Below are 14,389 nucleotides of genomic sequence, written 5' to 3' on the forward strand. Positions count from 1 at the left end.
AATCTAAACAATTAGTTCAAAAAACGGCCAACCGGGCATTATACGACTATACTGAGAAAGCATGTTCCTGCCTGCTGCGAACCCACGTCAGATCTGCCCGGCGTTAAAAACAGGATGTTCACGATCTCCCAGCGGTTTCACCGGCTGTCCTTTGGGTCAGATGTAAGGAGCTTTTGTGTGAAAGAAATACTAATCAATTGGTTAAAAAAACAACGTAAAACTGCAAAAATAAGAACGTTGCCGTTACGGGGGAATAAAAACGCCCCTGAGACCAACGGTAACGCCATCAAGGCAGAACTGTTTTCTGTCGACCAAATGGAACGCTATGGCCAGCGTCTGGCACGCTCGCACAAATTGGCGACGCGCAAGACCCCCTATTTTTTGCTGAAGCGGCTGGACGAAAATGAGCGCATTCTGGCTGAAAGCTGCCATCAGTTGAGCAACGGCCAAAAATCCAGCATGACCCCGGCCGGCGAATGGCTGCTCGATAACTACTATCTGATCGAAGAACAAATCCGCGTCGTGCGTCATCATCTGCCGAAAACCTTCGGCCGCGGCCTGCCGCAGCTGGCTGCGCCGCATAATTGCCCGCGAATCTATGACGTGGCCGCCGAAGCCATTGCACACGGCGACGGTCACTGGGGCTCGGAAAGCCTGACGCGGTATATCGCCGCCTATCAAAAAGAAGCCAACCTGACGCTGGGCGAACTCTGGGCGCTGCCCGGCATGCTGCGCCTGGCGCTGATCGAGAATCTACGGCGCGTCAGCGTCGAAGTCGCACAGGCGCAAAGCGAACGCAATCTGGCCGACAGCTGGGTGACCAAAATGCTGGAATCGGCCGAAAACGATCCGGCCAACCTGATCGTGGTCATTGCCGACATGGCACGCTCCAATCCCCCGCGTACCAGCGCTTTTGTCGCCGAGTTGGTGCGCCGTTTACAGGGCCACGGCACCATGCTGGCGCTGCCGCTCACCTGGGTAGAGCAGCGGCTGACGGAAGTCAGCCTGACGTCGGATGAGTTGATCCATCGCTTTAACCAGCAGTTGGCCGTCAGCCAACTGTCGGTCAGCAACAGTATTTCCGGCCTGCGCCAGCTCAGTGAAATGGACTGGGCCGAGTTTGTCGAAACCATGAGCCAGGTCGATCAGACCCTGCGTGACGATCCGGCGGGGGTTTACCCGCTGATGCACTTCGACACCCGCGATAACTACCGTCATGTGATCGAAATGCTGGCGCGTCACTGCTCGCGCAATGAGGTGCAGGTCGCACAGCACGTGCTGAATATGGCGCAGGTGGCAGCCGAAGATCCGTCCAGCGATCCGCGCCGCAACCACGTTGGCTACTATCTGATTGACGATGGCCGGCCGGAGCTGGAACAGCAGCTGGAGGTTCAACTCGGCCGCATCACCCGCTTGCGCCATGCGCTAAATCAGGCACCGCTGCTTTCCTGGTTAGGCAGCCTGAGCCTGATTACCACCGCCATCTGTGCGGAGTTACTGCGCCATGCCTACAGTACCGGCATCAGTTGGGGGTTGGCGCTGCTGTTCTTCCCGATGGCGGCAGTGGTCAGCCAGTTCGTGCTCAACCTGCTTAGCGAGGTCACTACCCGCAGCCGCACACCGCAGCCGTTGCCAAGGCTCGATTTCTCCTGCGGCATTCCCGCCGAGTTCCGTACCCTGGTGGTGATACCGACGCTGATCGGCAGCAAAAGCGGCGTCGATAAGCTGATCAACGCGCTTGAGGTCTGTTATCTGGGCAACGCGATGAAGCATCTGCACTTTGCCCTGCTCACCGATTTCAACGATGCGCCGCAAAAACAGCACGCGGACGATGCCTCTCTGCTGGCCTATGCCTGCCAGCAAATGGAAGCGCTTAACGGCCGCTATCCCTGTGAAGGCCCCAGCCACTTTTTCCTGTTTCACCGCGATCGCGAGTGGAATGAAAAACAGGGCGTATGGATGGGGCTGGAGCGCAAACGCGGCAAGCTGAATGCGCTGAACGACTGGCTGCGTAACCGTGGCAACACCTTCTGCACCCAGGTTGGCGCCGGCCTGGAAGTGCTGAAAAACGTGAAATACGTCATCACCCTCGACAGCGATACCGTATTGCCGCGCGAAAGCGCCCACCAGTTGATCGCCGCCATGGCGCACCCGCTTAATCATCCGCAGTACGACGCGCGTCAACAGCGGGTGGTGGAAGGTTACGCCATCCTGCAACCGCGCATGGCGGAGGAAATACCGACTTACGGTCAGGGCCGCTACGCTGCGCTGTGCAGCAGCACACCGGGTAACGATCCCTATACGTTGATGGCCTCGGACATTTACCAGGATCTGTTTGGCGAAGGATCCTTTATCGGCAAGGGCATCTACGATGTCGACGTGTTCTCGCACAGCCTCAAGGGCACCTGCCCACCGAATCTGGTGCTGAGCCACGATCTGCTGGAAGGCTGCTACGCCCGCTCCGGCCTGCTGAGCGACGTGTTGTTGTACGAACAGTATCCCAGCAATTATCTGGTGGACGTAGCGCGCCGCACGCGCTGGATCCGCGGCGACTGGCAACTGCTCAACTGGTTGCTGCCACGAGTAAAAACCGAAGACGGTACCCGCACCGCCAACCCATTGAGCACCCTGTCGCGCTGGAAGCTGTTCGATAACCTGCGCCGCAGTCTGACGTCGCCCAGCCTGCTGTTGCTGCTGTTTTGCGGTTTTGTCTGGCTGCCGAACACCCGTTACTGGCTGGCGGTCTTCACCATCTTTCTGCTGTTGCCTACCCTGCTGGCGCTGGTGCAGGATGTTGTGCGCAAACCGCCGCGCAGGCCTTTTCTGCAGCATCTGCGACTGGCGATGAACGGCTCGCTGCATCGGCTGGCTCAGGTCGGTCTGCGGCTGGCGACGCTGCCGCATGAAGCGCTGTATAGCCTAAAAGCCATCGCCATTACCCTTTGGCGGCTGCTGATCAGCAAACGCAACCTGCAAGAGTGGACCAGCTACGCTCAATCCGCCGCTCGCCAGCAAGTTACTCCGAAAAACTTTTATCGGGCGATGTGGATCAACCCGTTAGCCGGCGTGGCGTTGTTGCTGTTTAGCTTCCTGCATAACCCGATGGCGTTGTTTATCACGCTGCCCCTCGCCACCCTGTGGTGCCTGGCCCCGTTCCTGCTGTGTTATCTCAGCCATCAACCGCAGCGCAGTAAAACCGCGCTCGACGATGAACAGCGCCGCTTCCTGCGCCACACCAGCCGCCAAACCTGGGACTTCTTCAATACCTTCGTTAATCAGCAGGAAAACTGGCTGCCGCCGGATAACTATCAGGAGATACCGGAACCGGTGGTGGCACACCGCACTTCACCGACCAATATCGGGCTGTCGTTGCTGGCTAACCTCACCGCCTATGATTTCGGCTACCTGACGCTCAGCGAGGCGCTGCGGCGCATTGAACTGACGCTTAATACGCTGGACCGCATGGAACACTATCGCGGTCACCTGTACAACTGGTACGACACCCGCACATTGGAGCCGCTGAACCCGCGCTATATCTCCAGCGTGGACAGCGGCAACCTGGCCGGCCACCTGCTGACGCTCAGCGCCGGTCTGCCCGCGCTGGCTCGTCAGCCGGTCATCAGCCCGCAATTAGTGCTGGCCGGGCTTGGGGACAGCCTGCAACTGCTGGAACAATACTGGGGAGATGCCGCCCACAAGAACCTGCCGAAACTGCGTAATCATTTTGAACAGGCGTTAAACAGCCACCCCGCCGCGCTGCAGGCCGAGCTGAACGCCATGCGCAACTACAGCAACGGGCTGCAGGAACCGGCGTTGAATCACGGCGAAGAAACCAGACGCTGGGCGGGTGCGCTGCATCAGCAACTGAACGAGCTTTGCGCGGAATGGGCGCTGTGGTTCGGCTGGCTGGGCGACAACGTGCCCGAGTTGACACAGGTGCCAAGCCTGCACTGGCTGGCCAATCCGCCGGCCCGGTTGACGCTGTCCGCAGAGCAGCAAAACCTGCTTGACGCCGCCGGCGCGCTGGCGCAAGAACGGCTGACGCAGTTGCACAGCCTGCAACAGCGGCTGGAAAAAATGGCGCAGATGGACTTCAACTTCCTGTATGACGAGTCGACCCATTTCCTGGCCGTCGGCTTTAACTGCGATCAAAACCGGATGGACAGCAGTAAGTACGATCTGCTGGCATCGGAAATCCGCCTGACCAACTACGTCGCCATCGCCACTAACCAGGTGCCTCAGCGCAGTTGGTTTGCGCTCGGCAGACTGTTTACCGTGATCGAAAATGAGCCGGCGCTGATGTCGTGGAGCGGCTCGATGTTCGAATACCTGATGCCGCAGTTGGTGATGCCGGCCTACCCCGACTCCCTGCTGGTGCAAATGTGCCGCGCAGCGGTGGAACGACAAATCGCCTGGGGTAAGGAGCGCGGTGTGCCCTGGGGCATCTCCGAATCCGGCTATTTCGGCTTCGATGCCGATCAAAACTACCAGTATCACGCCTTTGGCGTACCGGGGCTGGGCCTGCGTCGCGGGCTGGGCGACGATATGGTGGTCGCGCCTTACGCTACGTTGATGGCGTTGATTGTCGATCCGGATGCCGCCTGCAGCAACCTTGTCGCGTTGGAAAAAAATGGCGCCAAAGGGCGCTACGGTTTTTACGAGGCGCTGGATTACACCACCGCACGTCTCAGTCGTGGTCAGCTGTATGTAATTATCCGCTCCTATATGGCGCACCATCAGGGTATGAGCTTCCTTGCCCTGTCCCATCTGCTGCTGGATGCCCCTATGGTGGCACGCTTCGCCGATTATCCCGCATTCCAGTCGACGCGCTTGCTGCTGCAAGAACGGGTACCGGATGCGGTTGAGCTGTACAGCACCCGTCGTCACTTCGAAACCCATGAAGGCACCATTACTCCGGCCAGCTTCGTCGCACGCGAATTCAACCGGGTAGACTCACCAATCCCGGAAGTGCAGTTGCTGTCGAACGCCAACTACCACCTGATGCTAACCCAGGCCGGCGGCAGCTACAGCCGCTGGCAAAACCTGGCCCTGACCCGCTGGCGCGAAGACGCCACTTGCGACAATTGGGGCGCTTTCTGTTACCTGCGCGATCCGCAAACCGGTGAGGTATGGAGCAATACCTGGCAACCGATCGGCGGTACAGCCAAGGGATACAGCGCGGTGTTCAACGATGCCGGCGCCGAATATCAGCGCAACCAGGGCTTGCTGTCGATCAAAACGCAGGTTGTGGTGTCGCCGGAGGACGATATCGAACTACGGCGCATCACTCTGGTAAACCGCAGTAAACAACCGCGCACCATCGAAATCACCAGCTATGCGGAAGTGGTGCTGGCGCCGGCCGGCAACGATCTGGCTCACCCGGCGTTCAGCAATTTGTTCGTTCAGACCGAACTGCTGCCGGATCAGGACGCCATTTTGTGTCATCGCCGTCCGCGCGAACCCAAAGAGAAATGCCCGTGGCTGCTGCATATGATGACGGTACAGGGCCGCTCCAGCCAGACCTCGTTCGAAACCGATCGCGCCAAATTTATCGGCCGTGGCCGCACCCCGGCCAACCCGCAGGCGCTGTATCAAAATACGCCGTTGACCAACAGCGCCGGGCCGGTCATCGATCCGATTATCGCCATCCGCCAGCGCGTGGTGCTGGAGCCCAACGTGCCGCTGACGCTGGATATTTTCTACGGTGTTTGCGAAGACCGCGTCAACAGCCTGGCCATGCTGGAAAAATACCGCGATCGCCATCTGGCGGACCGCGTGTTCGAACTGGCCTGGTCGCACAGCCAGGTGGTATTGCGCCAGCTAAACGCCAATGAGGAAGATGCCAATCTGTTCAACCGCCTGGCGAGTGCCGTCGTGTTCCCTGCACAGGAGATGCGCGCCGCCAGCAGCGAAATCATCCAAAATCGCCGCGGCCAGTCGGGGCTATGGGGGCATTCAATCTCCGGCGATCTGCCGATCGTTCTGTTGACGGTGACCGATGGCGAGAACATCGGTCTGGTGCAACAGCTGATCCAGGCACACAACTACTGGCGACTGAAAGGGCTGCAGGTGGATCTGGTGATCCTTAACGAGGATGCCGGAGGTTACCGCCAGGAGTTGCAAAACCAGATAATGGGCCTGATCGCCGCCGGTATGGAATCAACCCAAACCGATAAGCCGGGCGGCATTTTCGTGCGCACCAGCGAGCATATGTCGCAGGAAGATCACCGCCTGCTGCTCAGCGTGGCGCGTATTTACCTCGACGACCGACGTGGCGGGTTGAATGAACAACTGAACCAACGCCTGCAACTGCCGCAGATCCTGCAGCAGCCGCTGTCGCCGGTCACCGCCTCGTCGAAACTGGCGACGGTGGACAATCTGCCGCGCAACCTGCATTCGCCGCAGCTACCCGACATCGACGCATTGCAGTTCTATAACGGCCTGGGCGGCTTCTCGGAGGATGGCCGTGAATATGTGATCGCCATGAACGAGAGCAAAATCACCCCTGCGCCCTGGTCAAACGTCATGGCCAACCCGATGTTCGGCTCGGTGGTCTCGGAAAGCGGCCAGGCGTACACCTGGTACGAAAACGCCCACGAATACCGCCTTACGCCTTGGGAAAACGACCCCATCTGCGACCGCAGCGGCGAAGCCTTCTATTTGCGTGACGAAGAAAGCGGCCACTTCTGGTCGCCGACACCGCTGCCCGCGCGGGGACGCGGCCACTATCTGACACGCCACGGCTTCGGTTACAGCGTGTTCGATCATCGCGAAAGCGGCATCGACAGCCAGTTCACCGTATTGGTCGCCAAAGAGGCACCGGTGAAACTGTTCCTGCTGACGCTGACCAATACTTCCGGACGCACGCGTAAGCTGTCGGCTACCGGTTATGTGGAGTTTATTCTCGGCGATCTGCGGCAAAAAACGGCCATGCACATCGTCACGCAGGCGGCAACGCCCGAAAGCGGGTGCGGCGTCCTGGCCACCAACCACTACGGTGGCAGCGGCTCGGAACGCACCGCCTTCTTCGGCGTCTCCGGCGCGCATTGTTCAGTCAGCGGCGATCGGCGCGAATTCATTGGCCGCAACGGCTCGCTGGCCAGCCCGGCGGTGCTGAAGCTGCGCAGGTTGTCCGACAAAGTGGGCGCCGGCATGGATCCCTGCGGTGCGGTACAGTCGGCGATCAGCCTGATCGATGGCGATCAGCGCAGCTTCGTGTTCGCCCTCGGCCTGGGGGAAAATGCCGATGAGGCCGAAGCGCTGCTGCAAAAATACCTGCAAGAAGAGCCACTGCAAAATGAGTTGCTACAGGTGACGGCGCATTGGGACGACATTCTCAACAAAGTGCAAATCGGCACGCCGCAGCCGGCGGTCGATCTGCTGGCCAACGGCTGGCTGCTGTACCAAACCCTCTCCTGCCGCATTCAGGCGCGCAGCGGCTACTACCAATCCGGCGGTGCCTTTGGCTTCCGCGATCAGTTGCAGGATACGCTGGCGCTGACCCACGCCGCCCCAGAGCGGCTGCGCGAACAGATCCTGCTGTGCGCATCGCGCCAGTTTGTCGAAGGCGATGTGCAGCACTGGTGGCATCCGCCGCAGGGCAATGGCGTTCGCACGCTCTGTTCGGATGATTATCTGTGGTTACCGCTGGCGATTTGCCACTACCTGGACGCCACCGACGATAAAACCATTCTGGAAGAACAGGTAGGCTATCTGGAGGCGCGCAAGCTGGCACCGGGCGAGGAATCGTCCTACGAACAGCCGGCGCTGAGCGCGACGCAGGAAACCCTGTATCAGCACGGCGCGCGCGCATTGAAACACGGGCTGAACTTCGGCGAGCATGGCTTGCCGCTGATGGGCGCCGGCGATTGGAACGACGGCATGAATATGGTAGGCCTGGAGGGGCGCGGCGAAAGCGTGTGGCTGGGTTTCTTCCTGTTCCACATTCTGCAGCGTTATGGCGATCTGGCGACCGCCCGCAGCGACAGGGAACTGGCGACGCTATGCCGCCAACAGGCCGCCACCCTGCGCGACAATCTGCGTGACCACGCCTGGGACGGCGAATGGTATCGCCGGGGTTACTTTGACAGCGGGGAGCCGCTGGGCTCCCATCAGTCGGCGGAGTGTCGCATCGATGCCATCGCCCAAAGCTGGTCGGTGCTGTCCGGTGCCGGGGATAAACCGCGCAGCCTGCAGGCGATGCAGTCGCTGGATAAACACCTGGTCGACAATCAGGCCGGTTTGATCAAACTGCTGACGCCGCCGTTCGACGGCAACGGCCCTAACCCGGGCTATATTCGCGGCTATCTGCCCGGCGTACGCGAGAACGGGGGCCAATATACCCACGGAGCGGTCTGGGCGGTGATGGCCTTCGCCGAAATGGGCAATATCGAACGTGCCTGGGAACTGATGGCGCTGATTAACCCGATCAACCACAGCCTGGACAGCACCGCCACCGAACGTTACAAGGTCGAGCCTTACGTCGTCACCGCCGATATCTACGCGGTGGCGCCGCATGTCGGCCGTGGCGGCTGGAGTTGGTATACCGGCTCCGCCGGCTGGATGTACCGGTTAATCATCGAATCCCTGCTGGGGGTGAAACGCCACGGCGATCGGCTGAGCATCAACACCCGGCTGCCCGCAGACTGGCCGCAGGTGACGCTTAACTACCGCGAAGGCGGCAGCGAGTATCGGTTGACGATCCGTCAGGGTCAGGGCGAGGCGCGGGTCACCGTGGACGGTGAACAACAGCCTGAGGCGGCGATAACGCTGGTTGACGATGGGAAGATCCATCAGGTGGAGGTCATGCTGGGGCAGTAAACATCGGGGCGCGGCGGTTGCCGCGCCCAATCTCGACAGGCCGTTATTTGCGCGCCAGCAACAAGCCCAGCACCAAACCGACCGTGGCGCCAATGCCTACGCTGTGCCAGGGTTTTTCACGCACGTAGCCGTCGGTGCGGCAAACGGCATCCTTGGCCCGAGCATAGTAGGACTCGGTGGTGTCAGTCAGCCGCGACTTTACCTCACTCAGCGCCTGTTCCGCATGGGCCTTGATATCGATATAGGCCTGATCGGCGCGATCGCCGGAGTATTTCAACACTTCTTCCAGCGTGTCACTCAGCATTCTCAGATCGTCATCCAGCGTGGTTTGATCCGCATCCGTATTTCTCGCCATGTTAAATTCTCCGTGGTTAAAAAATTAAACGGTTCTTAACTATAGACAAGGATCGCCAGTCCACGCCATCAGACTATTGGCTAAAATCAGAACACTAACTGCACCTTGGCAGCCAGGCTCTTGTCACCGGCAAACTCCAGCGCCTGCGCCAGTTGCCGGTTATCGAACTCGGCAGAAAGCAGCGGCAGCGGATCGACTGTCCCTTCGGCCAGCCAGGCCACCGCCAACGCGAACTCCTCAACAAAACGAAACGATCCCAGCAGGTTCAGCTCTTTGGCAATCAGCAGCATCAGCGGGAAATCCGGGAAACTGCCGCCCATGCCCACCTGCACCACCGTCCCTTTGGCACGGGTGATTTCCAGACAACGCTGTAAAGACGACGGGTGGCCGGAAACCTCAAAGGCTATATCAAAATAACCTTTGTCCTGCAGATAAGCGCTGAAATCATCGTCGACGGCGTGCAAACGGACGTCGGCCCCCATTTCCCCGGCAATATCCAGGCAGCGCGGGCTGAGATCGGCGCAGACAATTTCACCAGCCCCCAGTGCCTTCAGCGCCGCGACCAGTAAGCAGCCTATCGGGCCGACACCGGACACGAACACCTTTTTCCCTTTGACCTCACCGGGCTGCTTCGCGGCGTGGATCGCCACCGCCAAGGGTTCGGCAAACACCATCACCTTTTCATCGCGATCGGCGTCGAACGCAATGCACTGCGCGCTATCGACCACCTTGTATTGGGTGAAAGCGCCGTCAACATGCGGGAAATACATCGCGCTGCCGAAAAAACGCATTTGAGTACATTGGTTTTGCTGATTCGCCAGACAATACTTGCACTGCCCACATGGCTTGCTGGGGTTTAACGCCACCTTCTGGCCCGGCGCCAGCAGCGCCGAATCGCTGGCCACCACTTCGCCGATCACCTCATGGCCAAGCACCATCGGCTGACGCACCTGAAAGCTGCCGACCTTACCTTCCTGGTAATAATGCAGATCTGAACCGCAGATCCCGCCACGGGTGATTTTCACCAGCGTGCCGTTTCCCTGATATTCCACCTCCTGCTCCACCACCGCCACGTCATATTTGCCGTTGACCACACAGGACCGGGTTTGAATTTTCATCATGATTTTCCGTTGAACAGATCGTTATACCGCAGCGGACATGCCGCCATCGACAAACAGCAAATGGCCATTAACAAAGTCCGAAGCCTTGGACGACAGAAACACCGCGGCGCCAATCAGCTCCTGCGGATCGCCCCAACGGGCGGCCGGGGTGCGCTTGGTCAGCCAGGCGGTAAACTCCGGATTGTCCGCCAGCGCCTGGGTCATTTCGGTTTTGAAATAGCCCGGCGCGATGCCGTTGACCTGAATGTTGTAACGCGCCAGCTCCACGCACATGCCGCGCGTCAGCATTTTTACCGCTCCCTTGGAGGCGGCATACGGCGTAATGGTGTCGCGCCCCAGTTCGCTCTGCATCGAACCGATGTTGATGATTTTGCCGCTTTGGCGTTGCACCATATGGCGCGCCACGGTTTGCGACACCATAAACACCGCTTTCTGATTGACGGCGATAATGTCGTCCCAGTCTTTTTCCGGGAATTCGGTAAAGGGATGGCGCCGCTGGATACCGGCGTTGTTAATCAGCACATCAATCCCGCCCATTTCCGCCTCAATCTGCTCAATGGCAGCGTGAATGGCCTGCGAGTCGGTCACGTCAAAAGGGGCAGCATCGGCACTGAAGCCTTCACGCCGCAGGATATCCACCGCGCGTTGCGCATTTTCCCGGCTGGTGGCATTGACCAGAATATGGGCACCGTACTGCGCCAGCCCACGCGCCAGCAGAAAACCAATGCCCCGTGAAGCGCCGGTAATCAGTATTTTTTTATTATCCAGCGAAAACAAGTTGTTCATAAGGTTCCCCGACCCCTGTCATTCAGTTGGAACAGGCGTCTATCTCACCGGATTGCCACCGGCAAAAACGTGAGCTGCATCACTTAAAATCATGTTACTAAAAGCTGTTACCTTTAACGTGAAGCCGCGCATCCCAACAGACCAAACGATTAATACATTTCATTGAAAAATAGGATTTTTATACTTTTTACGTCGATTGTTATCGCCAAATCGATTTGCTAACATGGGCTTATCCGCGATTCTCCGCCCCACCCTGTCAAGGCCCCAGAATGAAGAACCAACGCGTTACGCTACAAGATATCGCGCTGCTCGCCGGCGTGACCAAGATGACCGTCAGCCGCTATCTGCGTACGCCGGAAAAGGTGGCGGCCGATACCGCAGCGCGCATTGCCGAAGTGATGAAAGAGGTTAACTTCACCGATACGGATGAAGCGCGTGCGAACCAAAAACCGCGCATCGGCGTGTTAGTCCCCTCCTTCAACAACCAGATCTTTGCCGATCTGCTGGCCGGCATAGAATCCGTCACTCTGGAGCAGGGTTATCAAACGCTGGTGGTGAACTATGACTACAGCCGCGAGCGGGAGGAAGAGCACATCGTCCAGTTGCTGGCCTACCCGATCGCCGGGCTGATCCTTACCGATTCGCAGCACACTCTGCGGGCGGAAAAGTATCTGACGGCGGCTAAAATCCCGGTGGCGCAGGTGATGGATCTGGAAGGGCCGGCAGGGCGAATTGCCGTGGGGTTCGATAACTATCAGGCGGGTTATGACATGACCGAAGCGCTGCTTGCCAGCGGCAAACGCCAGGTGGTCTATTTCGGCGCCATGTCCGATGCGCGCGACTTGAAACGTTTTCAGGGTTATTGCCGGGCAATGGAAAATCAGCGGCTGACTCCGCGCCAGATCACACCGCATAAGGTTTCATCGGTCTCGGTCGGCTCCGATATGCTGGCGATGGCGCGCCGGCTTTATCCTGATCTGGACGGCATACTGTGCACTAACGACGATCTGGCGGTGGGCGTGTTGCAGGAGTGCCTGCAGCTCGGGTTGAATATCCCGCAAGACATCGCTCTGTCAGGTTTTCACGGTCTGGATATCGGTAAAGCTACCACGCCGGGCATCGCCAGCGTGATTACCCCACGATTTGATATCGGCAAAGTCGCCACCGAGATCCTGCTGAAGCGTATCAAAGGGGTGCCGTGCATCGAGCGCGTTGACCTGCACTACCGTATCTCACTCGGTGGCACTATTTGAATGCCCGGTAGCCGCATCCGGCATTTTCGCCTTCTCGCTGCGCGCCGCCAGCCACAACCCGCTGTTTTTCATCGCGTAACCAAACACCAGCCCCACCAATAAAGACGCCGTCACCAGCGGCCAGTCGCCCCCGCCGGCAAAGGTAGCGCAAGCACCGATAAAGGTGCCGGGCACAAATCCCAGCCACTGCTGTTTTGCCTGAATACACATCAGGAAGGCCACTATGCCGGTCAGCAGGTAGCCAAGCATGCTCCAGCCCGGCGCCAACTCGCTGCCATGAATGATCGCCATCGCCCAAAACACCCCGCTACAGCTGGTCAGAGTACTGATCAACAACCCTTTCAGACCGCCCTGCGGACAGGCGAAATAAGCGGTGCAACCGAGAAAGCCGGCCCAGCCGATCAACCCCAGGCTGACGGCAACCCATCCCCAGACGCCGGACAGAATTCCGGTAGTGACGGCAATGGCGAAAATAACGTTCATAAATCGACCCGGCAGAAAAGAAAGCGCGCAGTGTACTCGAAAACTGACAAATTTATGTGAATCTCGTCACAAAAATTATGTAATAAGAGAAGTGGAAATTACAGATTTGCTGAATTTGTCACAAAAAAAACCAGCGTGGCAAGCACGCTGGAAATGACACACAACAACACCAGGGAAATCGTTCGCCACATTGCGTGGCTAAAGTATTCTTTCTTATACCCTATGAATATCAAGTTGCAGCCAACCAGGCTACGGCTTGATAAACGACGGGTATCAGCGCGGGAACCCCGCGCGGGTCACCATGAAGCTCAAAATCAAGCACACCAGGGTACTGACCGCAAATAACAGGTTGACCGCCAGATGCAGGCTGGCATGGTCGATCACTACTCCCAACAGGATGGGCACCCAGTTGGCGATATAAGCAATAACGTAAAACAGCGAAATCAGTCTTGCATGGCTGGCCTTCGGTGAAATCAGGTTCACCAGCGTGGCGCTGCCGACAAAAATCGCACCGTAGGCATAACCGGCAATCACCATCCCGGCGGCTGCCAGACCCAACGAGTGGATCTGAATCGCCTCGGCGAACACCACCACCGACAGCGCCTGCGCCAGGCAACCAAACATCAGCGAGTGCCGCGCATTAATGCGACGACTGAGGATCTGGCTGATGCCGGCAATCACCAGGTAAACGGCAATCACATAACCGTAAACGCCACGGCTGTGCATGCCCAGCAGCTTTTCCGATACGCTCGGGCCAATCGCCAGAATACTGGCAGCGACTGCCCAGCAGATGAACAGCGCACCGGCACACAGGAAGAACTTGCCGCCCGTGGCACGCAGGCCGTCGCCCAACGAACTCTTTTCCGCTGCGGCAGCCACCGGCGCTCCGCTTACCGGTACCGCCACCACTTCACTCGGCCATTTCAGCATCACGCCCAGTGCCGCTACCGCCGCCACCGCCATAATGATAATGAAGGGCAATGAAGTGGTATGGAATCCGGTTTGCAGCGCCACACCGCTGAAAATCGGCCCCAACGCCAGGCCAAGGGTAAATGACAGCGTAGCGATCAGCGCCGCATTCTTGCCGCCATCTTTCGGCCCAAAACGCACCAGCGCAATGTTGGCCGCACCGGTCAGCGCACCGGTCCCAACCCCGGCCAACAGCCGTGCCATAAACATCATCAAAAACGAATCGGCCATCGAAAACAACAGCGCGCCGGCCAAAACCACCAGCAACGCCGGCACAATCATGCTGCGCAGGTCTTTCACCTTGCCGGCCATGTTGCCGACGCCAAACAGTGAAATCAGCACGCCTGCAGCATAAGCGCCATAAATAATGGTCAGGCTGACCGAGCTTAAACCCAATTCATGTTGATAAAGCGGATAAAGTGGCGTCGGCGCACTGCTATTGAGCAATGCAGACATTAATGCCAGCGCTAAAAACAGCAGAATGGCAAAATGCGACGTGCCCGAATTCGCTTTAGCTGCTTCATCAACAGCGACACTTTCAGACATTTTTCTCTCCCGAAACAAGCTGGATAAACATTCTGTCCTGAAAACCAAACTCAATC

The 14,389-nt window shown here is 58.4% G+C and carries 7 protein-coding genes; 2 read left to right on the plus strand and 5 right to left on the minus strand.

Going from position 1 to position 14,389, the window contains the following annotated elements; translation table 11 throughout:
- The first annotated feature begins 177 nt into the window (after positions 1-177).
- On the plus strand, positions 178-8,820 hold the full coding sequence (locus tag D4100_RS11750; protein WP_119804419.1) for a glycoside hydrolase family 94 protein: 8,643 nt from the start codon (positions 178-180) through the stop codon (positions 8,818-8,820).
- A 43-nt stretch (positions 8,821-8,863) separates the two neighbouring features.
- On the opposite strand, the gene elaB is transcribed toward D4100_RS11750, so the two are convergent.
- The 3 genes from elaB to idnO form a co-directional block, all read right to left on the minus strand.
- Positions 8,864-9,175, minus strand: a complete 312-nt coding sequence (gene elaB / locus D4100_RS11755) for a stress response protein ElaB (RefSeq protein WP_004947209.1) — start codon at positions 9,173-9,175, stop codon at positions 8,864-8,866.
- Positions 9,176-9,261: 86 nt separating this feature from the next.
- Positions 9,262-10,293 carry an L-idonate 5-dehydrogenase gene (gene idnD, locus D4100_RS11760; protein ID WP_006317963.1) on the minus strand — a complete coding sequence of 344 codons (1,032 nt, stop codon included), beginning with the start codon at positions 10,291-10,293 and terminating at the stop codon, positions 9,262-9,264.
- 24 nt (positions 10,294-10,317) lie between these two features.
- Positions 10,318-11,082 (minus strand): gluconate 5-dehydrogenase, encoded by a 765-nt coding sequence (idnO, locus tag D4100_RS11765; protein WP_006317964.1) that lies wholly within the window; start codon positions 11,080-11,082, stop codon positions 10,318-10,320.
- A 269-nt stretch (positions 11,083-11,351) separates the two neighbouring features.
- Between idnO and D4100_RS11770 the strand changes: the two genes are divergently transcribed.
- Positions 11,352-12,335, plus strand: a complete 984-nt coding sequence (locus D4100_RS11770) for a LacI family DNA-binding transcriptional regulator (protein ID WP_006317965.1) — start codon at positions 11,352-11,354, stop codon at positions 12,333-12,335.
- Here the strand turns inward: D4100_RS11770 and D4100_RS11775 are convergent.
- Both D4100_RS11775 and D4100_RS11780 read right to left on the minus strand, forming a co-directional pair.
- A complete protein-coding gene (locus tag D4100_RS11775; RefSeq protein WP_006317966.1) occupies positions 12,315-12,818 on the minus strand; it encodes a DUF1097 domain-containing protein in 504 nt (167 codons plus the stop codon). The genes D4100_RS11770 and D4100_RS11775 overlap by 21 nt on opposite strands.
- A 273-nt stretch (positions 12,819-13,091) precedes the next feature.
- Positions 13,092-14,333, minus strand: a complete 1,242-nt coding sequence (locus D4100_RS11780; protein WP_006317974.1) for an MFS transporter — start codon at positions 14,331-14,333, stop codon at positions 13,092-13,094.
- Positions 14,334-14,389: the final 56 nt, after the last annotated feature.

Origin of the sequence: Serratia inhibens, assembly GCF_003591175.1 — a bacterium.
In the GTDB taxonomy this organism is placed as follows: domain Bacteria; phylum Pseudomonadota; class Gammaproteobacteria; order Enterobacterales; family Enterobacteriaceae; genus Serratia; species Serratia inhibens.

What these genes read in the sequence shown, in the direction of transcription:
- elaB (WP_004947209.1), bottom strand. Translation starts at nt 9,175, where the DNA reads ATGGCGAGAAATACGGATGCGGATCAAACCACGCTGGATGACGATCTG.
- idnD (WP_006317963.1), bottom strand. Translation starts at nt 10,293, where the DNA reads ATGAAAATTCAAACCCGGTCCTGTGTGGTCAACGGCAAATATGACGTG.
- idnO (WP_006317964.1), bottom strand. Translation starts at nt 11,082, where the DNA reads ATGAACAACTTGTTTTCGCTGGATAATAAAAAAATACTGATTACCGGC.
- D4100_RS11770 (WP_006317965.1), top strand. Translation starts at nt 11,352, where the DNA reads ATGAAGAACCAACGCGTTACGCTACAAGATATCGCGCTGCTCGCCGGC.
- D4100_RS11775 (WP_006317966.1), bottom strand. Translation starts at nt 12,818, where the DNA reads ATGAACGTTATTTTCGCCATTGCCGTCACTACCGGAATTCTGTCCGGC.
- D4100_RS11780 (WP_006317974.1), bottom strand. Translation starts at nt 14,333, where the DNA reads ATGTCTGAAAGTGTCGCTGTTGATGAAGCAGCTAAAGCGAATTCGGGC.